The following is a 25,040-nucleotide window of genomic DNA, read 5'->3' as shown; positions in this document are numbered from 1 at the left end:
CCTTACCCGCCGGCCGGCTTAGGCCACCGCTCCCCCCAAACAAAACAACTTCACCACAACGGGCGGTTGGGTTCGGCGGGTTTCGAGGCGCGCGGCGCCGGTTGGTCGTGGTGCTTCACCGCACGACGGTTTCCCCGGGGGGGGGGGCAAGTGTGGGACTTCGTCGATGTGGGGTGGATTTTTTTTGGGGGGGCGCGGTGTTGGGTGTGGTGCTTCGTCGATGAGAGGTGGGTTTTTTGGGGCGCGTGGCGCGGGTGTGGCGCTTCGTTGGTGAGGTGTGGGGTTCGAGGGGTGTGGTGCGGGAATGCGGTGGGGTGTTCTCGGGGCGGCGGTTGATCTGTGGGTCGCTGGGTCAGGCGTTGGTGCCCCAACCGCCGCTGTGGGGTTGGCTTAGTTTGCCCATTCTCGGTCTGGGGGGCAGGGGTTGTGGTAGTGCTGCCAGAAGGTGTCCGCGTCCAGTACGTGGAGTCCTTGTCGGCCGAATACGAGGAATTCGGACAGGTCGAGGTGGTGGGTGCCGGTGGCGTCGGTGAGGAGGCCGGTGGGTGGGTCTGTGTCGGGGGCGATGCCGAAGGTCACCTCTGGGGGGACTTTGCCTTGTTGGCGCAGGGCGGTGACCCATTGTCCGATCAGCGGAAGGGCCGAAGGGTCGGTGTAGTGCGCGGCTTGGACGGGGTCGGTCCAGGGGACGTAGTACCGGGCAACGGTCGCCTTGGGGCCTCTCACCCCCACAGCATATCGAACAAGTGTTCGAACGTCACGCCAGTTTGCGAACCTCACGAGCGAGCTCGGGAAGCTCCTCGTCGGCTGATCGGTAGCGGTGGAGTGCGGCGCGGCCCGCGTCTGCGCGGAGGACTGTGGCGAGGCGGGCGGGGACGGCGATGGTGAAGAGGAGGCCGGTGTTGTCGAAGCCTTCGACGATCCAGGAGACCCAGGGGAGTTGCAGGTTGGAGGTGGGGCTGAAGAACGCGGGTTGTTTGCCGCCGAAGGTGATGCCGTAGATGCCGAAGCGGCTCCAGTTGGTGATGGTGAAGGTGCGGGCGTCGGGGTCGAAGCCGACCGGGATGCACTCGCGGAGGCGGGAGCGGCCGATGGATTCCAGGAACGCGCGGTTGGCGCGCAGGTTCAGGTGGGACGTGGGGAAGGTCTCCACGGCGTCCCGGATGATGCCCGCGATGGTCTCGGTGGACGCCCCAGCCGGGCAGGTCACGAACAGCTCGCTGACCAGGTTGCCGATCACGCCCTCGTCGATGCCGAGGAACCGGCGCACGTTGACCGGCATGGCGATCGAACGGGGCTCGGACACGTCGCCCGCCAGGCCGCGGACCACGTTCGTCACGTGCGCGCACAGCACGTCGTTGACCGACAGCCTGCGCCCGGCCGACGCGCTGACCTCCTCGCGCAGGCGGGCGACCTCGGCGTCGGTGAAGTAGACCTGCACGGTCCGGTTCGCGCGGATCGCGCCCGCGAACTCCTCGCCGAGCCGCTGGGCCTGCTCGGGGGTCGGCAGGCGGAACCCGGGGCGGCCGGAGTCGACCGCGGGGAGGACCGCGTCGGTGTAGGCGTCCGGGTCGGTCAGCAACGTGATCGCCGGGGGTTCGGTGCCCTCGCAGGCGGCGGACCAGGCGCGCATCAGGAACATGAAGCTGGCCAGGTCGCCGACCGAGTGGTGGAACGAGCAGCCCAGCGTCGACGTGCCGTCGGACAGGTGGGTCAGCCGGATCTTCAGCAGCGGCAACCCGCCCTGGCGGGCCTCGGGCCCCTGGACGTGGTCGACGAAGTCGGACCCGGGCAGGGTGACCCGCCCGATCGCCTTCGGCAGCGACTCGTCGAGGTCGTACGTGTCGAGCGGGACACCCGAGTCGTCACACACGATCTCCAGGGTGTCACCGACGGTGCGCAGTCGACCGGCGAACGCCGGAACCGCCGCCAGCGCCTGGGAAAGTCCCTCCGCCAGCCGGGTCTCGTCGAGCGCGTGCGGGTAGAAGAAGACCACCGACACCGGTACGTCGGCGATCACCGTGTCGGTGACGCCGCAGGTGATCACGGTGCCGGGCGCGGAACCGACCCGCACCGTCCGCGACGAACGCAGTTCGGGCCATCCGCTCATCGTCAAATCCTTTCCCAGTTATCGCTGCGGGAACGGTAGATCAGCGCGGGGCCCGGCGACCAGACTCCATTTGCCGCACCGGAACGCCGGTCCGCGGCGGGACCGGCGTTCCGCCAGTTGTCCTAATGCGACAGTCCGTGGTGCAGTGCCTTGATCAGCTCGCCGTCGGCGGTGTCGCCGTCGAGCGACCACACCATCGCCCCGCCGAGACCCCGGTCGGTGATGTAGTCCGCCTTGCGGCGCAGCTCGGTCGGGTCGTCGTAGGTCCAGAACGTGCTGCCGTCGAACAGCCAGGCGAACCCGGCGCGCTCGTCCCGGTACACCCGGTAACCGTTGCCCACCTTGGTCTTGAGGACCTTGTAGTCCTCGCTGCCCGCCTCCCAGGTCGCAGGCGCCGGGCCGGTGGCGGTCTGGAACAGACCGTGGTTGGCGTTGGTGACGCCGGTCCAGCCGTGCCCGTAGAACGGCACGCCCAGCACGATCTTGTCCCGCGGCGCGCCGCGCTTGAGGTAGCTGTCCACCACGACCTGGCTGCTGAAGCCGGGCGCCGGGGTCGGGTCGGCCTTGGCGGTGCGCAGACCGGACTGCTGGTTGGTCGTGGTCTCCCAGGTGCCGTGGTAGTCGTAGCCCTGCAGGTTGCCGAAGGTCAGGTAGCGGAAGACCTTCGATACCTCGAACCCGTTGTCGATCTGCTTGCCGTTCGCGGGCAGGAACGCGGTCAGGTCGGCCCGGTCGCGGCGCGGCAGCCGGTCGAGCTGGCGGCGGTACTCCTTGACCAGTTCGGTGAAGTTGGCCTTGTCCTCCGGGCGGACGACGTTGCCCGCGTTGGCCTCGCTGCCCGGCCACTCCCAGTCGATGTCGATGCCGTCGAAGATCCCGGCCGCCACGCCGGGGCCCGCCACGTCACCCTTGAGCCACTGGTCGACGCAGGACTTCACGTGCGCGGCGCGCGAGGCCGGGGTCAGCGCGGCGTTGGAGAAGTACTTGGACCCGGACCAGCCGCCGAGGGAGATGTCGACGCGCAGCTTCGGGTACTTCTTCTTCAACTTCTTGAGCTGGTTGAGATTCCCCGCCAGTGGCTGGCCGGGGGCGTCGGCCACCCCGTCCACGCTCTGCGCGGCGTCGAACGGCTTCTGGTAGTCCGCCCACGCGTCCGCGCTGACGCAGTTGCCCTGCTCGTCGAGGAAGCCGAAGGCGTAGTTGAGGTGGGTCAGCCGCTCCGCCGTGCCGCTGGTGACCAGGTCGCGGACGGTGAAGTTGCGCCCGTAGATGCCCCACTGGGTGAAGTAGCCGACCGTGCGGACCTGGTCCCGGCCGTGCCCGTGCTCCTGGTGCGCCTGGGCCTGCGGTACGGCCACCACCGCCGCGGTGACCGCCAACCCGGTCACCAGCGTCGCCGCACGCCATCGTCTCGCGGACATCGCTCTCCCTCGCTGCACGCGGGCGGCCGACCCGCCCTGTGGTCTGGACCAAAGTAGGCGTCCGGGTCGGCACCGGCTACGGCCGAACGGCGCAATTCGGGCACCCTCGGTTCCAGCCCGTCTCCACTGTGGACCCGGGTCCCCCTACCCCCGCGGGGGGACGAGCGCGCGCCGCCCGGTCCCTACCTTCTGTTCCAACGAAGGGGGTTAGGGATGATTCGCCAAATGTGGGCGTCGGTCCGGCCGGTCAGTGTCGGACAGTGGTTCTTGTGGTGGTGCGGGACGGTGTTGTTGGCCTCCGCCGCCGTGCACGGGGTGGTCGAACTGGTGGACGGGGGGAGCTGGCTCGGGTCGGTGAGCTGGCGCAAACCGATCCTGTTCGGCGAGTCGTTCGGGCTGCTGATGTGGTCATCGGTGTGGGTGCTGCGGCAGTTGCCCCGCCGGTGGTGGGGTGGTCCGCTCACGGCACTGCTCGGGCTGTCCTCGGTCATCGAGGTCACGCTGATCACCATGCAGCGCTGGCGCGGCGTCGCGTCGCACTTCAACGAGTCCACCACGTTCGACGAGGGCGTGTTCAGCTTCATGGGCATGACCGTGCTGCTGGCCGGGGTCTCGGTGACGGTGCTGCTGATCTGGGCGGTGTTCGACTTCCGCGGGTCGGCGATCGCGCGGATCGCCGCCCTGGTCGGGCTGACCTCGCTGGTCGTGGCCGGGTACATCGGGACCGACATGATCTCGGTGGGCAAGGACGTGTACACGGCGACCGGGCACGTGCCGGAGAACCTCGTGTTCGGCGTGGCCGGGAGCGCGAAAGTCGCCCACGCCGCCGGTATCCACGCCCTGCAGGTCTTGGGTGTGCTCGCGGTGCTGCTCGAAGGGGCTGCTATGGCCAACCGGGTCAAACTCCAACTGATGATTCTTGCCGCTATCGGCTACTCGGCGACGTTCGCTGCCATTACCGTCAGCGCGTACGAGGGCCGTTCCTGGGTAGAGCCAACTCTGCCCATGGGCGCGCTCGGCCTGATCGGCGCTGTGCTTGTCGGGATCGTTTATCTGCGGGCACTGCCCAGGGAACACGCGGTGGTCTAGGCGATGTGGCTCGACGGTGGGTTGGCGCTGAGCGCGTTCGTGGCCATGGCCCTGACCGGGCCGGGTCCGATCTGGCTCGCGCTCGGTGTCGCCGCCGGACTGGCGTTGCGCCGCCGCGCGCCGCTGGTCGGCTACGTGATCGGGTCGGCGGCGCTGGTCGCGGGCGGGCTGATGAGCGTGCCCGACCCGGTCGCGCCCTACGCCAACCTGGTCGGGATCCACGCGGTCGGCGCGTACGCCTCGCCGCGCCAGGCGCTGTGGGGGCCGGTGATCGTGCTCCCCGGCGTGCTGGGGTACTTCGCGCACGAGCCGGGGTCGTCGATCGCCACGGCGGGCACCACCTTCATCTGGCTGCTGGCCTGGGCGGCTGGCTACGCGATGGCCCGAGCCAGGGAACGGCACGACCTGGTCAACCGCACCGCCGTCGCCGAGGAGCGCGCCAGGATGGCCCGTGAGCTGCACGACCTGGTCGGGCACACGGTCAACGTCATGCTGGTGCAGGCCGGGGCGACCCGGCTGGTGCTCGACTCGGACCCCGAGCAGGCGAAAGAGCTGCTCAGCGCGGTCGAGCACACCGGCCGGGAGGCCCTGGACGAGCTGGACCGGGTGCTCGGCGGCCTCCGGCCCGAGGGGCCGACCCCGGACCTCGGCCGCCTGGTCCAACGGATGGGTGATGCGGGCATGACCGTTGACCTGCGGGGTGACGCCAGTGGGCTACCGCTGGTGGTCGAGCAGGCGGTGTACCGGATCGTGCAGGAGGCGCTGACCAACGCGCTGACCCACGGCAAGGCCCGGTCGGCGACCGTGTCCGTCGACCGGGACCAGGAGTCGGCCGTCGTCGAGGTCCACGACCACGGCCGCGGCCCGCGCGCCGGGTACCGGGCGGGTCGCGGGCTCACCGGCATCACGGAACGGGTGGATGTGCTCGGCGGGTCGGTTGTGCACGGGGGCGGTGATGGGGGCGGCTTCCGGTTGCGGGTTGTGCTCCCGCTGCCATGATCCGCGTCCTGCTCGCCGACGACGACGGCTTCCTGCGCGCCGGGGTCAGGGTCGTGTTGGGCACCACCCCGGACATCGAGGTGGTGGGGGAGGCGGCCGACGGGCTCGCCGCCGTCGACCAGGCGCGGGCGCTGGCACCGGACGTGGTGCTGATGGACGTCCGGATGCCCGGCATCGACGGCGTCGAGGCCACCAGGCGGGTGGTCGCCGAGCAACCAGGGGTGTCCGTGCTGGTGCTGACCACATTCCGCCACGACGAGTACGTCTGGGGCGCGTTGCGGGCCGGGGCGGCCGGGTTCCTGCTCAAGCGCGCCGCCCCGGAACGGCTGATCGACGCCGTCCGCGTCGTCGCCGCCGGGGAGTCCCTGCTCGACCCGGCCGTCACCCGCGACCTGGTCGAGCACTTCGTCCGCCGCGCCCCGGTGCCGGTGACCGACGCCCGCGTCGCCCGGCTCACCGACCGCGAGACCCAGGTGCTGCGGCTGCTCGCCGAGGGCCGGTCCAACGCCGAGATCGCGGTGGACCTCGACATCGCCGAGTCGACCGCCAAGACGCACGTCAAGCGGGTGCTGGCCAAGATCGAGGTCCGCGACCGGGCGCAGGCGGTGGTGCTCGCCTACCGGACCGGCCTGGTCCGGCCGGGCTAGCGGCTCGCGAACCGGTCCAGGACGGCCAGTTTGTGCTGGTAGAACTGGTCGGAACCGGTGTGCCCGGAGTCCTCGACGACGATCAGTTCGGCGTCCGGCCACGCCCGCGCCAGCGTCCAGGCGACCTCGACGGGGCCGCCGATGTCGTGCCTGCCGTGGATGATCGCGCCGGGGATGCCGTGCAGGCGGTGGCTCTCGCGCAGGATCTGGCCGTCCGCCAGCCAGGCGTGGTGCGACCAGTAGTGGGTCACCAGCCGGACCAGGGCGTGCAGGTCGCGGGTCGGGCGGTCGCTGTAGGCCGTCGGGTTTCCGTTGGGCTCCAAGGAGATCACCGTGTCCTCCCAGGCCGTCCAGTCCTTGGCGGCTTGGTCGCGGACCGCGAAATCGGGGTGTTCCATGAGCTTCGCGTAGGCGGCGACGACGTTCTCGGCGTTGCCCGCGCCGGCGCGGAACCTCTCCAGCGCTTCCGGGAAGAAGACGCCGATGCCGTCGGTGATCCAGTCCACATCGGAGTGACGGCTGATCGTCGCTCCACTGAGGACTATCTCGCTGACCCGCTCGGGATGCTCCTCCGCGTAGGCCAAGGCGAGCGTCGAACCCCAGGAGCCGCCGGAGAGCAACCACCGGTCGACGCTGAGGTGCTCGCGGAGCAACTCCATGTCGGCGATGAGGTGGTGGGTCGTGTTGTGCGTGAGGTCCGTGCCGGGGTCACTGGCGTGGGGTTCGCTGCGGCCGCACCCGCGCTGGTCGAACATGATGAGCCGGTAGCGCTCCGGGTCGAAGAACTCGCGACTGCCCAGACCACACCCGGAGCCCGGTCCGCCGTGCACCACCAGCGCGGGCTTGCCGTGCGGGTTCCCCGACTCCTGCCAGAAGACCAGGTTGCCGTCGCCGACGTCCAGCATGCCGGTCGCCCGTGGTTCTCCGTGCTCGTACACCGCGCCCCTCCCTGGATGTGACAGTGCTGTTATATCGGGGCTGTTATATCGGGGACGGACCCTCGGCTGCCACCGGTTTGGTGCGCAGCCGCGTATGGCTGCCGCTCGGTCGTCCACGCCATCACCCGTGCCCGCACCAGGCAACGCGGCGGGGTTGTCCACAATGATGTCGTTCATCCACAGCCCGGCTCGCCACCCCTTGACAGGTCGTGGTTCGCGGTATGTTCAGGAATGGGCCCCCGGCCCCCGGGTGGGTGGGGTCCTGCGTGCCGCCGGTGCGATGTGGCGCAAGCGCTGGATCGGGTGGTGGGTGGCGGTCTCGGGTGGTGAGGTGATGGTCTCGGGCGGTGGGGTGGCGGTCTGCGGTCGTGGGTGCGGTTCGGTTAGAAGAGGCTTTGTTCTGGTGCGGGTAGGGATCCCTCGTGCGTCAACAGGAATTCCTTCGCGGGCAGCCCACCGCCGTAGCCGATCAGCGCGCCGTCCGCCCCGATCACCCGGTGGCAGGGGATGATGATCGACACCGGGTTGCGCCCGTTGGCCATCCCCACCGCTCGGGACGCGGCCGGGGACCGGCCGAGCTCGGCCGCCAGTTGGCCGTACGTCGTCGTCCGCCCCCAGGGGATCGTCGTCAACGCCTGCCAGACGTCGCGCTGGAAGGGTGTCCCCTTGGGGGCGAGCGGGAGGTCGAACTCCTTGAGCTCACCGGCGAAGTAGGCGGCGAGCTGGGTCGACGCCGCGCGGAACGGGGACGCGTCGGCGATCCAGTCGGTGCCGATGCCCGCGAAGTGGCGGTGCGACGGGAGCAGGTACAGGCCGGTGATGGCGTCGCCGTCGCCGGTCAGCAGCAGGTCGCCGACGGGGGTGGGGAGGGTGGTGTGCCGGGTGGGGGTGGTGGCGGGGTCGAGCAGGAGCACGTCAGCGGTCCTCGTTTCCGGGTAGGGCGTTGATCGGGTGGTCGCCGGTGGCCCACAGGTACTGCACGGCGTAGGACCGCCACGGTCGCCACGGGGCCGCGTACTTGGTCAACGCGGCCGGGGCGGTGGGTAATCCCAGGTGGCCCGCGGCCACGCGGATGCCGAGGTCGGTGGCCACGAACGCGTCGGGGTCGCCGAGGGCGCGCATGGCGATCGTCTCGACGGTCCAGGGGCCGATGCCGGGCAGGGCGGCTAGGTCTTCGCGGGCGGCGTGCCAGTCGCCGCCGGGGGAGAGGTCTATGCCGGGGAGGGCGGCGACCAGGCTGGTCAGCGTGGTGCGGCGGGACCGCGGGAAGGCGAGGCGCTCCGGGTCGAGTTCGGCGAGGGCGGCCACGTCCGGGAACAGGTGGGTGAGGCCGCCGTCCGGGTCGGTGACGGGGGTGCCGTGCGCCTGGACGAGGCGGCCTGCGTGCGTGCGGGCGGCCTGGGTGGAGACCTGCTGGCCGAGCACGGCGCGCACGGCCATCTCGTCGCCGTCGACGGTGTGCGGGACCCGGCGACCGGGGTCGGCCAGGACCAGCGGCGCGAGGACGGGGTCGCGGGCGAGCAGCTCGTCGATGGCGATCGGGTCGGCGTCCAGGTCGAGCAGGCGCCTGCAGCGGCTGATGGCCACCGACAGGTCGCGCAGGTCGCTCAACGACAGGTCGCAGCGGACGTGGTCGGGGCGCGGGCTCAACGCGACGACGCCGGGCCCGTTGGGCAGCCGCAAGGTTCGCCGGTAGGTACCCGCCCGCCACTCCTCGACGCCGGGAACCGCCGTGGCGACGAGGTGGCCGAAGACGTTGCTCGGGGTGAACGGGGCGCGGAACGGCAGCCGCACGGTCAGCCCCGCCGCCACCGGCCGCACCGGCGCGGCCGCCCGTCGGCGCAGGTCGGTGGGGTTGAGGCCGAACACCTCGCGGACGGTGTCGTTGAAGGTGCGGATGCTGCCGAAGCCGGACGCCATCGCCACCTCGGTCATCGGCAGCGCGCTCGTCTCGATCAGCACCCGCGCCGTCTGCGCCCGCTGCGCCCTGGCCAGCGCCAGCGGACCGGCGCCGAGTTCGGCGCGCAGTTGCCGCTCCACCTGCCGCACGCTGTAGCCGAGGCGGGCGGCCAGGGCTGGGACACCGCCGTTGTCGACCACGCCGTCGGCGATCAGCCGCATGGCCCGGCCGACCAGGTCGGCGCGTTCGTTCCACTGCGGCGACCCGGGTGAGGCGTCCGGGCGGCACCGCTTGCACGCCCGGAAGCCTGCCTGCTGGGCGGCCGCGGCGCTCGGGTAGAACCGCATGTTGCGGGCTTTCGGCGGGGCGACCGGGCAACTGGGTCGGCAGTAGATCCCGGTCGTGAGCACGGCGGTGAAGAACCAGCCGTCGAACCGCGCGTCGCGCGACTGCACGGCGCGCACGCAGCGCTCGGTGTCTGAGTGCATGTCCACCAGCATCGCCGGTCCGCGCGGCGCTCACCAGCGGAAAAACGACATCACGCTCGGCGGTGCTGCGCCGCCCGGGTGGTTCGTCATCCCGGAAAACACTGTCGGCCCAGCGCTTTCACATTTCCGATTACCGACCGTACGGGAATTCGGCCCGTTCCTGGAATTCCCCGCGCGGGGTGATCGGTGCTGAACTGGTTGGCAACCGGCCCGTCGGGTCGGAAACACCTGTGCGGTTTGTCGCGAACCGGGTCACTGGATCGGGTCGCCGGGGTGGGAAAAGGGTAACGGGGTCCGGACGGGCCGCGATGCTCGATCCGGTGAAGGGAGTGGCGTTGACCGGAAAACCGGTGCGGTGGGCGCACCCGGGCAGTCACGGCGATCCCTTCGCGTTCCGACCGTGGGGCGCGGCCACCGGCGCCGCGCGGCGTCCGGCGGGGCACGACGTGCGCGAACCCGGTCTCGACCGGGTCGCGGGTATCGTCGGGCCGGACATCGCGCGTAGGCCGCGCCCCACGTCGGGGCGTCACCCCGAGCGCAATAACCGGTTTCACCGAACGGCCGCCGAGAAATCGCCGGTCAGCCCGAACAGCACCCGTTTTCCCGGCCGCGCACAACCGCGGGTTCCCGACTTCCGGTCACCGGTCGCGATAATCGGGCGGTGTTGTCCGAGTGCCGAACTCTGAAGGGAGACCGGTGTCGAACACCCCCACCGCCGTGCTTTCCGGCGTCCACTCCGGTCCGGACCCGTCCCCCGGGCTCGGCCTGGCCCGGTCGCTGCGGCTGGCCTGGCCCCGGCTGCGACTGGAGGCGCTCGACTACTCCCCGCGCTCGACCGGTCTCAGCGCCGCCGAGTTCGACCGGGTGCACGTCCGCCCCGGCTGGCACACCGCCGACCCGGTCGCGCTGTGCGCCGGACTTGTGTCCATTGTGGAATCGGCTGGCGCGGTGTTCCTGCCCGGACTGGACCTGGAGGCCGCGCTGCTGGCCGAACACGGCCACCCGGCGCTGCTCCTGCCGCCACCGGCGGCGTTCGACACGGTGGCGCGACCGGGCGCGGCGGTGGCGGCCCTGCTCGGGCTGGCCGTGCCGGAACACCGGTTCACCACCGACGTCGAGGACGCCGCCGATTTCGCCGCCCGACACGGCTGGCGCGTCCTGGTCAAGGGGCCCCGGCGCGGGACCGTCGCCGTCGACACCCGGCCCGCGTTGGCCGCCGCGATCACCCGCCTGCGCCGGACCTGGGGCGACGCCGAGGTGTTGCTGCAACGCCGGGTCGACGGCCCCACCGAGTCCATCGTGTTCGCCGCGCTCGACGGCGACCTGCTCGGCGCCTGCGCGATGCGCCCGACCACGACCACCGCCGCTGGCCTGCCCTGGGCCGGTTCCCTGCACCCGCTCGACTCCACGTCCGGCATCGACGACCTGGTCCGGGTGACCAGGTGGACCGGCGGCGGCGAGGTCGAGATCGTCCGGGAGACCACCACCGGCACCCCGCACCTGGTGGCGGTCAACCCCCGGTTCCCGGCCTGGATCCACGGCGCCACCCTGGCCGGGGTCAACCTGCCCGCCCGGCTGGTCGCCGCCGTCACCGGGATTCCGCCGCACAGCCGGGAAAAAGCCCATTCGACGGGCTTCGTGCGGGTGGTCGAGGAAATCCCGGCCGGACCGCACGCCATCGGCGTCACCCCGCAGGCGCGGCGCGCTTTCGCCTCCCCGGACCACGATCCTTCCGGCATGCCCGCGCTGTCCCGCGCACTCGCCACCCCGCGACCGCGTCCCGGGCCCACGGAACTGGAACCGCCTCTGGCGCAGGACATCCCGGCCGCCCTCGTCGTCGACCCGTTCGAGTCGCCCGCCACGGTCTTCTTCGGCGGAGTGCTCGACCGCGGCCTCGACCTGCTGGACGGCGTCTGCCGGGACGTGGAGGACGCGACCGGCGTCACCGCCCGGTTCGCCTACCCGGTGCGGGTGAACCCCGACCCGCGCGTGCTCGGCGCGGTGTCCCGGCGCGGCGCCATGGTCGAGGTGTTCTCCCAGGCGGAGGCCCGGCGGAGCGCGGCGGCCGGGTTCCCGGCGGACCGGGTCGCGCTGGGCGGACCGGCGAAGTGGTGGCGCTACGACGGCGAGCCGGTCAAGTTCGGCGTGGTGACCTGCGACTCGGTCACCGACCTGGAACGCACCGTCGACCTGGTCGACCGGGGGCTCGTGCACGCCGACGTGCTGGGCCTTGGCCTCGACCCGGCGTCCCGGCACGGGGTCGACGTCACCGACCCGCGCACGTACCGGCGGGTCGCCGACCTGCTGCGGTCGGCCCAGATCGGGCGCCTCGGCCTGCGGTCCCCCGCGGCCGGGCCGCGGCTGCGCGAGTTCACCGCCGCGATCACCATGGCCGCCGACCTGTGCGCCCGCGCCGACGTCCGGGTCCGCTGCGTCGACCTCGGCGGCGGCTGGCTGCCCGGTCTCGACCGCGGTGACCTCGGCGGGCACCTGGTCCGCGCGACCCGGCTGGCGGTCCGCGAACTCGGCTGCCTCGACCAGGTGCTGTTCGAACCGGGGGAGTTCCTGGTAGGGCAGGCGACGGCGGTGTTCAGCACGGTGCTCGACGTGCGCGACGGTCCCGCCGGTCGCGCCGCCGTCGTCGACGCCGCCGAACTGCCCGACCACGCCACCCACGTCCTCTGGCGCGGCCCCGGCGGCCGGTGGTTGCGGCTCCCGCCCGGTGACGACCCCGTCCTGGACCGGCTGGGCGCCGACCACGGCACCCGCCGCACCCTGCCCGACGACCTCGACGCGGGCGATCACCTGCTGGTCCTGCCCGGAAGGGGACACCGTGTCGACTGAGCCGTCCGCCGCCATATCGATGCCCCCGGCCGTCCCCGCCGCCGACCCGCCGTGGGCGCCGCGCCCGCCGTTCCGGGTGCCCACCCGGCCGCCCGCCGCGCTGACCACCCACCAGGACTGCGCGGCCTGCGCGGACACCCGGTCGTGGCTGCTCGCCCGCGACCGCGCCGAGGCCACCCCCGGCCGCGCCACCGACGCGACGACCTTCGGCCTCGGCTGGCTGTTCCGGCACCTGCGCTGGGGGCCGAACCGGTGGCCGTTCGCCTGGTGCGACCTCCCCGACGCCACGCACGTCGACTGCGGCGTGCTCGCCTGCGTCGCCGCGCTGGTGCTCGCCGAACGCGGCCTGCGGGTCGAGCGGGTGCAACTGGTGGAGCGCGCCGCGGCCGAGGAGACGGCGCTGTGGCGGGCCCGGTGGCGGGCGGCGCGCTGCTCCGACGACTGGCTGCTGACCGACCACGCGGTCTACCACGAGGTGCTGCTCGTGGCGGGCGAACCGGGCCCGGTCCTGTTCGACCCGACCGAGCTGCGCCAGGTCGGCCAGGGCCGCGACCGTCCACTGTGGATGCGGCAGTGGGCGCTGTGACGGCGTCAGCGGTCTGCGGTCGGGTGTCGGCGCCGATCGGGCCATAGCGGTTCCGGCGTCCGCCCGAATGCTCCACTGTGGACTGTTGGTCGCCGGGTATGTCCGGGATCGGCGGGTCGGGATCGCCGGAGATCACCGCTTGCGCCATTCGGAGGTACCTCATCCCGGTGGCGGTCTTCTACCGTGACCGGCGGTCGACGTCCGACCCGCCATCGTGCGGCTGGGACGCGGGGGCGGGCCTATGCCCAGGCCACCCCCGCGTTTGGTCAACGGGCGTGGATGGTCGGTTCCGATGGTGGGGCAATCGTCACCAGCGTGGGTGAGCACGCTGGCGGCCGACCTCTGTGGACGGTACGACTCGGGTGCCGCGCCTGCAGGCGCGGTTCCCTCACCCCAGGAGTTGACTCCCGATGACCCGTGCCCGCGGCCGACTCGCGCTCGTCCTCAGTGTTGTGTCCACCGTCGCGCTGGCCACCCCCGCCGCCGCGAAACCCCTTGCCCTGGAATGGGTCGCCCTCGGCGACTCGTACACCGCGGGCGTGATCCCCGCCGCCGGTGTCGAACTCCCGGTCCCGGGCGGCCGCGACGGCTGCGGCCGCACCGCGGGCTCCTACCCGGAGTTGCTGCGCACCAGCCTGGCCGGCCGGTTCGAGCTGCACAACGTCAGTTGCGGCAGCGCCACGATCGCCAACCTGTTCTACGAACCGCAAGACCCGACCGGGTACAACATGCCGTTCTTCGACGTCTACGACCCGGACTACCCGTTCCCCACGGTGCCCGCCCAGATCGACGCCGTCACCGAGAGCGCGAAGCTCGTCACCGTCGGCGCGGGCGGTAACACGTTCGGGTTCGCCGAGCTGCTCTACGCGTGCCTGCAGTTGGGCGCCTCCGCCGACAAGGACACCGACCACCCCTGCGAGGACTACTTCACCTCCGGCGGCGACGGCGTCCCCACCGTGACCGAACGGCTCACCCAGGTCAGCGACCAGTACGGCGACCTGCTCGAATCGCTGCAGCAGCAGGCCCCCAACGTCACCATCCTCGCCATCGGCTACCCCAAGATCATCCCCGACGACGTCAGCACCTGCGCCTACGGCTTCACCCAGGCCGGTCTGCGCAACTTCGGCACCGCCACCTACCCCGACCTGAACTGGCTGCGCACCGACGTGCTCGAACCCCTCAACCACGCCATCGCCCAGCAGGCCACCCTGCACCGCGCCACCTACATCGACACATACACCCCCAGCACCGGCCACGACGTCTGCAGGCCCGACGGCACCAACTGGACCGAAGGCATCATGGACCGCTCCGGCGGCTGGGCCCTCGTCCACCCCAACACCGCAGGCCACCACAACGTCGCCACCCTCATCGAGGCCGCCCTCGCCACCCACTAGCCCTTCCTTCCCACGGCCGGGTTGCCCCCCACCCAACCCGGCCCGTGGATGTCACAGTTACCCCCCACCCACAATGACTTTTGTGCCCACCACAGAAACCCCACCCCTCACCTCAAAACCCCCACCCCACACCGACAAAGCGCCACCCCCCGCACCGCGCGCCTCAAATCCCCTGCCCTCATCGACGAAGGCCGCCAACCCACCCCGCGCGCCTCGAAAGCCGCCGATCCCAACTGCCCGCTGGGGTGGAGTTGTTTTGTTCGGGGGAGGCGGTGGCCTAAGCCGGCCGGCGGGTAAGGCCACGCTTTCCAGTGGCCCCGCCTTTTAGCCTTACCCAGGCCGCCGCCAGGGGCCCCGAACAAAACAACTTCACCCCAACGGGCACCCTGTATTATCTGGCGCGATCCAGCGGCGTCGCCGAAGGCGACAAGCACCCACCGAAACGAGACCAATGCGCGCAGTCCTGTTCGAGCAATTCGGCGCCGACCCCACCGTCGAGTCGGTCCCCGACCCGACCCCCACCCCCACCGGCGTCGTCATCGAGGTCGCCGCCACCGGCCTGTGCCGGTCCGACTGGCACGGCTGGATCGGCCACGACCCCGACATCCGCCTCCCCCACGTCCCCGGCCACGAGCTCGCGGGCACCGTCGCCGCCATCGGCTCCGGCGTGACCTGCTGGCGTGAGGGCGACCGCGTCACCATCCCCTTCGTCTGCGCCTGCGGCCGTTGCCCGTCCTGCGCGGCGGGCGACCAGCAGGTCTGCGAGCGCCAGACCCAACCCGGTTTCACCCACTGGGGTTCCTTCGCCGAGTACGTCGCGGTCTCCGACGCCGAGGTCAACCTGATCGGCCTCGCCGACGACATGACTTTCGCCGCCGCCGCGGGCCTCGGCTGCCGGGTCGCCACCGCGTTCCGCGCCGTCATCGCCCAGGGCCGCGTCGCCCCGGGTGAGTGGGTCGCCGTGCACGGCTGCGGCGGTGTCGGTCTTTCCGCCGTCGCGGTGGCCGCTGCCGCGGGCGCGCGCGTCGTCGCCGTCGACATCTCCCAGGTGGCCCTCGACCTCGCCGTGGGCATGGGCGCGGTCGCCTGCCTGAACCCGGTGATCACCGTGGACATCCCGGCGGCGATTCTCGACATCACCGGCGGCGGCGCCCACCTGTCCCTCGACGCCCTGGGCAGCCCCGCCACCTGCGCCGCCTCGATCACCTGCCTGCGCAGGAGGGGCCGACACGTCCAGGTCGGTCTTCTCCCCAAGGACCCGCCGATTCCCATGGCCCGGGTCATCGCTTATGAGCTCGAATTGCGTGGCAGCCACGGAATGCCCGCCCACGCCTATCCGGAAATGATGTCCATGGTGAACTCGGGCATCCTCCGCCCGGATCTCTTGATCACCCGCACCATTTCGCTTGAGCAGGCACCGGGCGCGCTGACCGCCATGGGGAACACCCCCGGCAGCGGGGTCACGATGATCGAGCCCCGAGTTCGGCCTTGACCTGGGGCAGGATCTCGGTCCCGAGGAGTTCGATCGCCGCCATGACGTCCTTGTGCGGCACTCCGGACCAGTCCATCTGCATGGCGTACCGGTCGGCGCCCACCAGCCTGCCGACGGTGATGAGGCGCTCGGCGACCTCATCCGGGCTGCCCGCGAAGATGGCTTGCGCGTTGTGGGTGTAGGCGTCGTAATCGGCGCGGGACGGAACAGTCCAACCGCGGGCTTGCGCGCCGTATTTCATGGTCTGGAGCCAATACGGGTAGAACGTGTTCTTGGCGTCCTGGGAGTTCCGGGCGATGAACCCGACGGCGCCCATCGTCACGTGCAGTCCGGTTTGTCCACCGGCTTCGCCCGCGCGGCGGTAGAGGTCGACCAGGGGCGCGAACCGCTCCGGCTCACCGCCGATCACCGCGTAGACCACCGGCAGCCCCAGCAGACCCGCGCGCACCGACGACTGTGGATTCCCGCCCGTACCAACGGAAATGCGCAGGTGGTCCCCATACGGCCTGGGCACGACGTGCGCGTTCTCCAGCGGTGGTCGGAACCGGCCGGACCAGGTGATCGGGTCCTCCCGGTCCAGCCGAAGCAGCAGCGCCAGCTTCTCCTCGAACAGCTCGTCGTAGTCGTTCAGGCTCGCGCCGAACAGCGGGAACGACTCGGTGAACGAGCCCCGCCCGGCCAGCAGTTCGGCGCGGCCGCGGCTGAGCTGGTCCAAGGTGGTGAATTGTTGGTAGAGGCGAACCGGGTCCTCGGTGCTCAGGACGGTCACCGCGCTGCTCAGCGTGATCCGGTTGGTGACCGCCGCGGCGGCGGCCAGGACCGTGGTCGGGCTGGAGATCGCGTAGTTGTCCAGGTGGTGCTCGCCGAGACCGTAGAAGGACAGGCCGAGCTCGTCGGCGAGCCGGATTCGCTCCAGGGTGTTGGCCAGCGCCTCGGCCACCGGCACCTGGTCGCCGGTGACCGGGTCCGGGTGGCGGTCGGCGAAGCTGTAGATCCCGAGTTCCATGACACCTCCCGCTCAATGTTGACACATCAACTACCGGGTCCGCCGTGTGGTACGACGGTGCCATGGACGCGCGCGCACTGGTGGCCGAGGCGGAAGCCGTCATCTTCGACCTGGACGACACGCTGCTGGTCACCCGGGCGGTCAAGTGGGCGCACCACCAGGCCGTCGCCGCGCGGTTCTACGGCATCGACCTCACCGAGACCGACCTGCTCGAACACTGGGGCAAGCCGTACGACGAGCTCATCACCCTGCTCTACCGCGGGTCCGCGCCGCTGGCCGAGATGAAGGCGGCCAACCTCAGCCTGGAGGACGACTACCGCAAGGTCGCCGCCGCGGGAGCCGTCGAACTGGTCACTTCCCTCCTGGCGCGCGGGGCGCACGTCGGCGTGGTCACCTCGGCCAACACCGACCCGGCGCTCGCCGATCTCGAGTGGTCGGGTTTCCCGGTGCGGGATCTGGCCTTCGTGCACGGTGCCGACCGGACCACCCGGCACAAGCCGGACCCGGCGGTCTTCGCCGCCGCGGGCGACTACCTGACCAGGCACAACGTAGCCCGCACCGTCTACGTCGGCGACGCGATCATGGACCTGCTGGCCGCCAGGGGCGCCGGGTTCGGCTTCGTGGGGGTGGCCTCCGGCCTGGTCGACGGGGCCGCGTTCGCCGCTGAGGGGGCCCGGTGGGTGGCCGATCTGAACAAGCTAAGGTGAGGCTAACTTAACTTGGAGGGGGTGGCCGGTGAGCCGGGTCGGCTGGCTGGTGGTCGCCCTGGGTGCGCTGGTCGTCATCGGCCTGCTCAGCGTGGCGGTCGGCTCGCGCACCATCCCGCTCGGCACCGTGTGGGACGTGCTGTCCCGGTCGCTGACCAGCGGCGACGAGGCCACGATCATCTGGGACCGGCGGGTCCCGCGCACCCTCGTCGGACTGGTCGTCGGCGCGGCGCTCGGGGTGGCGGGCGCGTTGATGCAGTCGCTGACCCGCAACCCGCTGGCCGATCCGGCGCTGCTCGGTGTCGACATCGGCGCGTCGACGGCCGTCGTGGCGGCCATCGCGTTTTTCGGCGTCTCGACGGTCGGGGGCTACATCTGGTTCGCGTTCGTCGGTGCCGCTGTCGCGTCCGTGGTGGTCTACGTGCTGGGGTCCACCGGACGCACGGTCACGCCGGAGCGGATGGTGCTGGCGGGGGCCGCGATCAGCGCGACGCTGGGGGCGTTCGTGGCGGCGACCATCGTTCTTAACCCGGCCGCGTTCCAGCAGTTCCGGTTCTGGCAGATCGGATCGCTGGACGGACGGGACATCACCGTCGTCACGCAGGTTGCGCCGTTCGTCGTCGTCGGTCTCGTTGTCGCCGCGCTTTTAGCCTCGCCGCTTAACGCTGTCGCGCTCGGGGACGAGACGGGCAAAGCGCTCGGGGTAAACCTCACGGTCGTTCGACTCGGTACCGCTACCGCGATCACACTGCTCTGCGGAGCTGCTACCGCCGCAGTGGGGCCCATCGCGTTCATCGGGTTGACCGTGCCGCACATGGCGCGTGCGATCGTCGGACCCGACCTGCGGTGGGTCTTGCCGTTCAGCGCGCTCTTGGCCCCGGTGCTGCTGCTGGGGGCGGACGTGGTCGGCCGGTTGATCATCTCGCCGCGGGAGATGGAGGTCGGGATCATCACCGCGTTCGTCGGCGCGCCCGTGTTCATCGCGCTGTGCAGACGGCGGAAGTTGGCCCACCTGTGATCGGGGTTCGGGTCGGTGTGCTGTCCTTCCGAGCCCACCCGCGCGCGATCGCCGTGGTCGGCGGGTTGTTGTTGCTGGCGGCCGGACTCGCGCTGCTGGGCCTGCTGACCGGCGACTTCCCGCTCAACCTCACCCAGTTGGCGAACACACTCGGCGGCGCGGGCACCGGCGGCCAGAAGTACATCGTCTACGACCTGCGGCTGCCCCGGGTCACCGTCGCGCTCCTGGTGGGTGCCGCGCTCGGGGTGAGCGGCGCGATCTTCCAGAGCCTGGCCCGCAACCCGTTGGGTAGCCCGGACATCATCGGGTTCTCCGGCGGCTCGGCCACCGGCGCGATCCTTGTGCTGGTCGTGTTCGGCGGTGGTATCACCCAGATCGCCGTGGGTTCCGTCCTGGGCGGCATCGCGGCGGCCGTTGTTGTCTACGGCCTCGCGTACCGAACGGGCGTCCAGGGGTACCGGCTGATCCTCATCGGTATCGGTGTAACAGCGGTACTCGGGTCGCTCAACACGTACATCCTCACTCGCGCGGGACTACGGCAAGCGCAAGCGGCTCAGGTATGGCTGATCGGTAGCCTCAACGGCCGCGGGTGGACGGAAGCCCTGCCTGTCGCGATAGCCCTGGCTGTCCTCCTGCCCACCGCGGTCGTGTTGGGGCGCCGTCTCGGCATCCTTGAGATGGGCGACGAGACGGCCACCATGCTCGGCATCCGCACTGAGTGGACCCGGCTGTCGCTCGTGGTTGTCAGCGTGGCTCTTACCGCTGTCTCGACCGCTTGTGCCGGACCGATCACCTTCGTCGCGCTCGCCGCGCCACAACTCGCGCGGCGACTGGCCGGGTCGTCCGGTGTGGCCCTGTTGCCCGCGGCGGCGATGGGAGCCGTGTTGCTGCTCGCCGGAGATGTCTTGTCGCAACGGGCTTTCGGCCAGAACGCGCTCCCGGTCGGGGTCGCCACCGCCGCGCTGGGCGGGATCTACCTGGCGTGGCTGTTGGCGACCGAGTGGCGTTCGGGCAGGCGTTGATCCGTCACATTGACACCCAGGTCACCCGCAAGTAAGGATGGCCTAACTTTACTTAGCCTGCCCTATCCGCGCCGCCGACCAGAGCTGATCAAGGAGGACACCGGGTGGATCTGCTGCGGAGAGAGCGGGTCGTGCTCGGTGCCGGTCTGGCCGCCACGGTCGTCCAACAGGCGGCGTTGCTGGCCCTGCCCTGGTGCGTCCAGCACGGCCTGGACGAGGGCATCACCCCCGGCGACACCGGCCGCACCGCGTTCTGGTCGGTCGCGACCTGCCTGGTGGCGGCGGTGATGCTGGCCGCGGCGACGGCAGGCAAGTGGTGGTCGAGCCTGGCCGCCAACCGGATCGCCGCCGGGCTGCGCGCCGACTTGGCCGCCAGGGTCGGCACCCTGGACCGCGCCGCGCTGGCCCCGTTCGGTCGCGGCGACCTGGCCATGCGGGTCACCCGGGACACCGAGTTGATCACCGCGTGGGTGCAGGGCCTCAGCCGCTGGGCCAGGGTCGCGGTCACGGTGGGGATCGTGGTGCCCGCGGTCGGCCTGCTCGACCCGTTGCTGCTGGTCGTGCTGCTCGTGTCGATGCCGCTGCTGGGCCTGCTCAACGCCCAGTTCCCCGGCCGCTACCGGGCCGCCAACGAGCGGCTGTCCGCCGCGCACGGCACCCGCGCCGACGCCGTCGAGGACCTGCTGTCGGCCAGCGCCGCCGTGCGGGGGCTCGGTGGAGAGCAGGTGCTGGTGCGCAGGCATGACGACGCCAGCGCGCACGTCACCCGGCACACCCTGGGCGTCGCCCGGATTTCCGCGTGGTGGGTGTCCGCGCCGCCCGCGCTGCTGCGGCTCGCGGTCGCGGTGGGGCTCGCCGTGGGTGGCCTGGCCGCGATCGACGGCCGGATCACCGTCGGCGCGCTGGTCGCGTTCACTTCGTGGATGATCACCATGACCGTCGCGGTGACCGTGTTTGTAGACCTGCTGGTCAACCGGGGGCAGGCGCGGGTCGCGATGGCGCGGATCGACGAGGTGCTCGCCGCGCGCCCGGCCGTGGCGGCCCCGGCGGACCCGATGCCGTTGCCGGACACGGGCATGCTCGCCGCCGTTGGTGTCACCGCCGTGCGCGACGGACGAACCGTGGTCGGACCGGTCGATGTGCTGTCCGCGCCGGGCGAGCTCGTTGTGGTTACCGGCCCCACCGGCTCCGGTAAGTCTGTCTTGGTGCGGTTGCTCTGTCGGCTTGACGTTCCCGACAGCGGAACCATCCACTTCGGAGGGATAGATCTCCGGTTGGCTGAACCGGAACAGGTATGGCAGCGGATCGGGGTCGTGCCGCAGCGACCGGTGGTCCTGTCGGGCACCATCCGTGACAACATCACCCTCGACCGGGAAGTCGACCCCGAGTTGGTTCGTGAAGCGTGCCGGGTAGCGGCACTTGACGAGTTCGTCGACAGCCTTACCGACGGCTACGACACCGTCGTCGGTGAACGCGGTGAAACCCTCTCCGGTGGGCAGATCCAACGGCTCGCCTTGGCAAGAGGCTTGCTGAACAAGCCACCGGTGCTCGTGCTCGACGACGTAACCTCCGCCGTTGACGCGCACACCGAGCAGACGATCCTGCGCAGGCTCCGTGAATGGTCCCCGGACACCGCGATCGTGTTCGTCTCGCACCGCCCCGCCGTGGTCGCCGCCGCCGACCGGGTGATCCGCCTCGGCGCGCTGGACCGGGAGGCCGTCGGTGGCTGAGATCCGCACCCTCGTCGATACGCCCGCCACCAGCGGTGTGCTGCGCCGGTTCCGGCCGCACCTGCGCCCGCACCGCGGACGGATCGGCGCCGCGCTGCTCACCACCGCCCTCGCCACGGCGGCCGTGGTCGGCATCGCGCCGGTCATCGGTTCCGGCGTCGACGCGGTCCTGGCCAAGGACAAAGGCGCTCTCTGGACCGCCGTTGTCCTCCTCGTCGGACTGACGTTGGCCCGGTTGGTGCTGCTCGTGGTCGCCGAGCTGCAGCTCACCGCGGTCGGCGAACGGGTCGTGCGGCACCTGCGGGAACTGGTGGTCGGCAGGCTCGCGGCGGCGCCGCTGCGGTTCATCGAGGCGCACCGCACCGGTGACCTGCTGCGGCGCAGCACCGGCGAGGTCGCCGAACTGGCCCAGTTCGTCCGGGCCAGCCTGCCGGACCTGCTCGCCGCGGTGATCTCGCTGGCGATGACGGTCGTCATCCTGTTCGCCTACTCGTGGCTGCTCACCCTGATCCTGCTGGTCGGCTTCCTGCCCGCCGCCGTGCTGGTGCTGCGCTGGTTCGACCGCGACGCCGATGGCGCGTTCGGTGATCAGGCCGCCGCCGACGCGACCATGTCCGCCCAGTTCACCGAGCTGGTGTCGGCGGGGGAGACGCTGCGGCTCGGTGGTGGCGTCGCGGCCCGGCTGCGCCGGTTCGGCCAGTCCAACGACACCGTGCTGAAGGCCGCCAACCGGACAGTCAAGGTGCAGAACCGCCTAGAGGTGATGAGCCTCTTAGAGGGCCTGTCGACTGCGGCGCTGCTCTTACTCGGTGTGTGGCTGGTGACAACGGACCAGATCAGCGTCGGTACGGTCGTCGTGTTCGTGCTCGCCACGAAGAACCTGTTCGAAAGCGTGCTCGACCTGTCGGAGCTGCTGGCCGAACTGCAGATCGCGCGCGTCGGACTAGCCCGGCTTCTTGACCTGCTCGGCGCGACCGAACGAACAGCTAAGAGGACAACGGTAGCGCTACCGCCGCGCGCTGAACTATCCACTTCGGACCTCACTTACGCCTATGTCGACGGCACCGAGGTACTACGAGACGTCTCGGTGTCCTTCGCCGAAGGCGACCGCGCGGGGCTGGTAGGACAAACCGGTTCCGGTAAGACCACCCTCGCGAAACTCTTGAGCGGCCTCTACCGCCCTGACCACGGCCAGGTGTCGTACGGCGGGATCGACCTCGCGGACCTTGACGAGTCCGACCTGCGCGGCAGACTCGTGCTCGTGCCCCAGCAGGTCCACCTGGTCGACGGCACCGTCGCCGACAACCTGGCGCTGGCCCCGACCGCGCCCACCCGCGTCGACATGGTCGCCGCAGTGCGCGCGCTTGGCCTCGACGAGTGGGTGGCCGCCCTGCCCGCCGGGCTGGACACCGTGGTCGGGCGGCGCGGCGACCGGCTCTCGGCGGGGGAGCGGCAGATCATCGGCCTGGTCCGGGCGGCGCTGGTCGACCCGGCCGTGCTGATCCTGGACGAGGCCACCGCCGACATCGACCCGGAGACCTCGGCGCGGCTGGAACGCGCCGTGGACAACCTGCACGCGGGGCGCACGCTCATCGTCATCGCACACCGCGCGGCCACCATCGACCGGCTCCCCAGGGTGGTCCGGCTCGACAATGGCGTCGTTGTGCCGGAAGGGCCTGTGCAGGGAGGGACTGTCTAGTGCCGCTAGTCGATGTCAACGGCATCAAGTTGAACTACCAGGACGAGGGCACCGGTGACCCGGTCCTGCTGATCATGGGGACAGGCGGGACCGGCCGGGTGTGGCACCTGCACCAGCAGCCCGCTCTTGTCTCCGCCGGGTACCGCGTCATCACGGTCGACAACCGAGGCATCCCGCCCACGTCCGAATGCGCCGACGGCATAACCGTGCAGGACATGGCTTCCGACGTTGTAGCCCTAGCCGAGCACCTGAACCTGACGCGGCTATCACTGGTCGGTACCTCCCTCGGGTCGCGCATCGCGATCGAGGTCGCCGCGCAACGACGCGACCTCGTCGACAGTCTCGTGCTCATGGCCACGAGGTCCCGACCGGAAGCCGTGCACGTCGCCCTGGACGCCGGTGAGCTGGCTCTTGCGACCGAGCGCTTAAAGCTGCCGAAGCGCTACTACGCCGCCACGACCGCGATGTGGAACCTGTCGCCGCGCACCCTGTTCGACAAGGACAAGGCCCAGGAGTGGCTGGACGTCCTGGAGTTCGCCACCCAGCCCGCCGGTCCCGGCGTCCGCGCGCAGCTCGCCATCGAGGACGACCCCGGCCTGCTCGGGATCTGCGCCCGGATCGCCGCGCGCACCCTGGTCATCGCGTTCACCGACGACCTGGTCACCCCACCGCACCTGGGTCGTGAGGTCGCCGACGCCATTCCCGGTGCCCGGTTCGCCCAGGTCGACGCCGGTGGCCACTACGGCTACCTGGAGCGCCCGGCCGAGGTGAACGCGCTGCTCACCGACTTCCTCGGTGGTCGTGTGACCGATCCCGCTCCCACTTCACCGGACTCGTGAATTAGGTTAGCCTAACCAACATAAGCCCGAGTCCCCGCGAGGAGTGCGTCCGATGTCGACCAACCCGTTCGACGACGAGAACGGAACCTTCCACGTCCTGGTCAACGCCGAGGGCCAGTACTCGCTCTGGCCGACCTTCGTCGACGTGCCCGCGGGCTGGACGGTCGTGTTCGGCCCGGACACCCGCGCGGCCGCGCTGGCCCACGTCGAGGCCAACTGGACCGACATGCGCCCGCGCAGCCTGGTCGAGCGGATGGCCGCGGACCAGGCGGGCGGCTGAGGCGGTGACCGCCGCCCGACCGGTCGCGGGCCGCGACACGCTGCGCCCGTACCGACTTACGGTCGCGCGCACCGCGCGGGTCACGCCGAACCTGCTCCGGGTCACCCTGACCGGGTCCGACCTAGCCGACTACCGCCCGGTCGGACCCGAGCCGCGGTGCAAGGTACTGCTGCCGCCCGCGCCGGGCGCCGAGGTCATCGTCCCGGACTCGGTCCCGTTTTGGGACGCGCTCAACGCGCTGCCGGAGAGTCTGCGGCCGGTCGTGCGGACCTACACCGTCCGCGCGGCCCGACCGGACGACCACGAGCTGGACATCGACTTCGTCGTGCACGGCGAGCACGGCCCGGCTTCGCGCTGGGCGTCGAACGCCCAGCCCGGCGACCCTGTTGGCCTGTACGGGTGCCTGAGCTCGTTCGCGCCACCCGCAGACACCTCGGAATACCTCATCGCCGGTGACGACACGGCGTTGCCCGCGATCGCCGGGATCGTGGCGTCACTGCCGACCGGGACACGCGCACGGGTGTTGGTCGAGGTGGATTCCGCGGTGGACGAGCAGCCGCTGGATTCTTCCGCTGATGTCACTGTCACCTGGTTGCACCGCGAAGGTGTAGAGCCAGGTAGCGGTACTTGGCTGTACGACGCGGTTAGAGCCGTCGAGTCGATCGATCCGTGCACGTATGCGTGGGTGGCGGGCGAGTCCGCGGCGGTGCAAGCGATTCGATCGACGCTGGTCCTCGACCGCGACCTGACCAAACAACGGGTCTATTTCAGCGGCTACTGGCGGCACGGGCACGCCGAAGACGACTAACGCCGAAAAACACGTCTGGATAA

General features: G+C 70.9%; 22 protein-coding genes. 15 read left to right on the top strand and 7 right to left on the bottom strand.

Going from position 1 to position 25,040, the window contains the following annotated elements; all coding sequences use genetic code 11:
- Positions 1–390: 390 nt before the first annotated feature.
- From H504_RS0131175 to H504_RS0131165, 3 genes are all read right to left on the bottom strand, one after another.
- Positions 391–726, bottom strand: coding sequence for a hypothetical protein (locus H504_RS0131175; RefSeq protein ID WP_157440738.1), 336 nt, complete (start codon positions 724–726; stop codon positions 391–393).
- 31 nt (positions 727–757) lie between these two features.
- On the bottom strand, positions 758–2,110 hold the full coding sequence (locus H504_RS0131170; protein WP_026426001.1) for an acyltransferase: 1,353 nt from the start codon (positions 2,108–2,110) through the stop codon (positions 758–760).
- 122 nt (positions 2,111–2,232) lie between these two features.
- Entirely contained in the window at positions 2,233–3,531 is a 1,299-nt protein-coding gene (locus H504_RS0131165) for a glycoside hydrolase family 18 protein (protein ID WP_026426000.1), read from the bottom strand.
- A 285-nt stretch (positions 3,532–3,816) separates the two neighbouring features.
- Between H504_RS0131165 and H504_RS37940 the strand changes: the two genes are divergently transcribed.
- Genes H504_RS37940 through H504_RS0131150 form a run of 3 tightly spaced genes read left to right on the top strand, consistent with a single transcriptional unit; the run spans position 3,817 to position 6,266 of the window.
- On the top strand, positions 3,817–4,620 hold the full coding sequence (locus H504_RS37940; protein ID WP_157440737.1) for a hypothetical protein: 804 nt from the start codon (positions 3,817–3,819) through the stop codon (positions 4,618–4,620).
- A gap of 3 nt (positions 4,621–4,623) precedes the next feature.
- The gene (locus tag H504_RS43770) at positions 4,624–5,619 is read left to right on the top strand and encodes a sensor histidine kinase (protein WP_051386448.1); all 996 of its coding nucleotides are present in this window, start codon (positions 4,624–4,626) and stop codon (positions 5,617–5,619) included.
- Positions 5,616–6,266, top strand: a complete 651-nt coding sequence (locus tag H504_RS0131150; protein ID WP_026425999.1) for a response regulator — start codon at positions 5,616–5,618, stop codon at positions 6,264–6,266. The genes H504_RS43770 and H504_RS0131150 overlap by 4 nt, the downstream gene beginning before the upstream one ends.
- Here the strand turns inward: H504_RS0131150 and pip are convergent.
- The 3 genes from pip to H504_RS0131135 form a co-directional block, all read right to left on the bottom strand.
- Positions 6,263–7,204 carry a prolyl aminopeptidase gene (gene pip, locus H504_RS0131145; RefSeq protein ID WP_026425998.1) on the bottom strand — a complete coding sequence of 314 codons (942 nt, stop codon included), beginning with the start codon at positions 7,202–7,204 and terminating at the stop codon, positions 6,263–6,265. The genes H504_RS0131150 and pip overlap by 4 nt on opposite strands.
- A gap of 383 nt (positions 7,205–7,587) precedes the next feature.
- On the bottom strand, positions 7,588–8,118 hold the full coding sequence (locus H504_RS0131140; protein ID WP_026425997.1) for a methylated-DNA--[protein]-cysteine S-methyltransferase: 531 nt from the start codon (positions 8,116–8,118) through the stop codon (positions 7,588–7,590).
- A 1-nt stretch (position 8,119) separates the two neighbouring features.
- Positions 8,120–9,592 (bottom strand): DNA-3-methyladenine glycosylase 2 family protein, encoded by a 1,473-nt coding sequence (locus tag H504_RS0131135; RefSeq protein WP_026425996.1) that lies wholly within the window; start codon positions 9,590–9,592, stop codon positions 8,120–8,122.
- 696 nt (positions 9,593–10,288) lie between these two features.
- Between H504_RS0131135 and H504_RS0131130 the strand changes: the two genes are divergently transcribed.
- The 4 genes from H504_RS0131130 to H504_RS0131115 all read left to right on the top strand — a co-directional run bounded on the left by H504_RS0131130 (position 10,289) and on the right by H504_RS0131115 (position 15,908).
- Positions 10,289–12,436: a hypothetical protein gene (locus H504_RS0131130; RefSeq protein WP_026425995.1), complete on the top strand. Its 2,148-nt coding sequence runs from the start codon at positions 10,289–10,291 to the stop codon at positions 12,434–12,436.
- Positions 12,426–13,022 (top strand): hypothetical protein, encoded by a 597-nt coding sequence (locus tag H504_RS0131125; RefSeq protein WP_157440736.1) that lies wholly within the window; start codon positions 12,426–12,428, stop codon positions 13,020–13,022. The genes H504_RS0131130 and H504_RS0131125 overlap by 11 nt, the downstream gene beginning before the upstream one ends.
- Positions 13,023–13,432: 410 nt before the next feature.
- Positions 13,433–14,416: an SGNH/GDSL hydrolase family protein gene (locus tag H504_RS0131120; protein WP_026425993.1), complete on the top strand. Its 984-nt coding sequence runs from the start codon at positions 13,433–13,435 to the stop codon at positions 14,414–14,416.
- A gap of 451 nt (positions 14,417–14,867) precedes the next feature.
- Positions 14,868–15,908 carry a zinc-dependent alcohol dehydrogenase family protein gene (locus tag H504_RS0131115; protein ID WP_026425992.1) on the top strand — a complete coding sequence of 347 codons (1,041 nt, stop codon included), beginning with the start codon at positions 14,868–14,870 and terminating at the stop codon, positions 15,906–15,908.
- On the opposite strand, the gene H504_RS0131110 is transcribed toward H504_RS0131115, so the two are convergent.
- Complete coding sequence (locus tag H504_RS0131110) at positions 15,877–16,914, bottom strand: LLM class flavin-dependent oxidoreductase (RefSeq protein WP_026425991.1); 1,038 nt, start codon at positions 16,912–16,914, stop codon at positions 15,877–15,879. The two genes, H504_RS0131115 and H504_RS0131110, sit on opposite strands and share 32 nt — an antisense overlap.
- Before the next feature lie 62 nt (positions 16,915–16,976).
- On the opposite strand from H504_RS0131110, the gene H504_RS0131105 reads away from it, so the two are divergent.
- The 8 genes from H504_RS0131105 to H504_RS37920 all read left to right on the top strand — a co-directional run bounded on the left by H504_RS0131105 (position 16,977) and on the right by H504_RS37920 (position 25,017).
- Positions 16,977–17,621 carry an HAD family hydrolase gene (locus tag H504_RS0131105; protein WP_035307122.1) on the top strand — a complete coding sequence of 215 codons (645 nt, stop codon included), beginning with the start codon at positions 16,977–16,979 and terminating at the stop codon, positions 17,619–17,621.
- Between the two features lie 28 nt (positions 17,622–17,649).
- Positions 17,650–18,639 (top strand): FecCD family ABC transporter permease, encoded by a 990-nt coding sequence (locus H504_RS0131100; protein WP_026425989.1) that lies wholly within the window; start codon positions 17,650–17,652, stop codon positions 18,637–18,639.
- Positions 18,636–19,661: a FecCD family ABC transporter permease gene (locus H504_RS0131095; protein ID WP_026425988.1), complete on the top strand. Its 1,026-nt coding sequence runs from the start codon at positions 18,636–18,638 to the stop codon at positions 19,659–19,661. The genes H504_RS0131100 and H504_RS0131095 overlap by 4 nt, the downstream gene beginning before the upstream one ends.
- 104 nt (positions 19,662–19,765) lie before the next feature.
- A complete protein-coding gene (locus tag H504_RS37930; RefSeq protein ID WP_035307044.1) occupies positions 19,766–21,391 on the top strand; it encodes an ABC transporter ATP-binding protein in 1,626 nt (541 codons plus the stop codon).
- A complete protein-coding gene (locus H504_RS0131085; protein WP_026425987.1) occupies positions 21,384–23,090 on the top strand; it encodes an ABC transporter ATP-binding protein in 1,707 nt (568 codons plus the stop codon). Before H504_RS37930 ends, H504_RS0131085 begins: the two co-directional genes overlap by 8 nt.
- On the top strand, positions 23,090–23,929 hold the full coding sequence (locus tag H504_RS37925) for an alpha/beta fold hydrolase (RefSeq protein ID WP_051386446.1): 840 nt from the start codon (positions 23,090–23,092) through the stop codon (positions 23,927–23,929). The genes H504_RS0131085 and H504_RS37925 overlap by 1 nt, the downstream gene beginning before the upstream one ends.
- Before the next feature lie 52 nt (positions 23,930–23,981).
- Positions 23,982–24,209 (top strand): MbtH family protein, encoded by a 228-nt coding sequence (locus tag H504_RS0131075; protein WP_026425986.1) that lies wholly within the window; start codon positions 23,982–23,984, stop codon positions 24,207–24,209.
- 4 nt (positions 24,210–24,213) lie between these two features.
- Positions 24,214–25,017, top strand: coding sequence for a siderophore-interacting protein (locus tag H504_RS37920; RefSeq protein ID WP_211239432.1), 804 nt, complete (start codon positions 24,214–24,216; stop codon positions 25,015–25,017).
- The last annotated feature ends 23 nt before the right edge of the window (positions 25,018–25,040 follow it).

It is taken from the genome of Actinokineospora inagensis DSM 44258, assembly GCF_000482865.1.
Lineage (GTDB): Bacteria > Actinomycetota > Actinomycetes > Mycobacteriales > Pseudonocardiaceae > Actinokineospora > Actinokineospora inagensis.
The sequence above is the reverse complement of the archived record's forward strand: the minus strand, read 5'-3'. Positions and strand labels throughout refer to the sequence as shown.

Coding starts and splice junctions, on each gene's coding strand:
- H504_RS0131150 (WP_026425999.1), top strand. CDS start 5,616: ATGATCCGCGTCCTGCTCGCCGACGACGACGGCTTCCTGCGCGCCGGG.
- H504_RS0131170 (WP_026426001.1), bottom strand. CDS start 2,110: ATGAGCGGATGGCCCGAACTGCGTTCGTCGCGGACGGTGCGGGTCGGT.
- H504_RS0131135 (WP_026425996.1), bottom strand. CDS start 9,592: ATGCACTCAGACACCGAGCGCTGCGTGCGCGCCGTGCAGTCGCGCGAC.
- H504_RS0131115 (WP_026425992.1), top strand. CDS start 14,868: ATGCGCGCAGTCCTGTTCGAGCAATTCGGCGCCGACCCCACCGTCGAG.
- H504_RS0131165 (WP_026426000.1), bottom strand. CDS start 3,531: ATGTCCGCGAGACGATGGCGTGCGGCGACGCTGGTGACCGGGTTGGCG.
- H504_RS0131110 (WP_026425991.1), bottom strand. CDS start 16,914: ATGGAACTCGGGATCTACAGCTTCGCCGACCGCCACCCGGACCCGGTC.
- H504_RS0131120 (WP_026425993.1), top strand. CDS start 13,433: ATGACCCGTGCCCGCGGCCGACTCGCGCTCGTCCTCAGTGTTGTGTCC.
- H504_RS0131075 (WP_026425986.1), top strand. CDS start 23,982: ATGTCGACCAACCCGTTCGACGACGAGAACGGAACCTTCCACGTCCTG.
- H504_RS0131105 (WP_035307122.1), top strand. CDS start 16,977: ATGGACGCGCGCGCACTGGTGGCCGAGGCGGAAGCCGTCATCTTCGAC.
- H504_RS43770 (WP_051386448.1), top strand. CDS start 4,624: ATGTGGCTCGACGGTGGGTTGGCGCTGAGCGCGTTCGTGGCCATGGCC.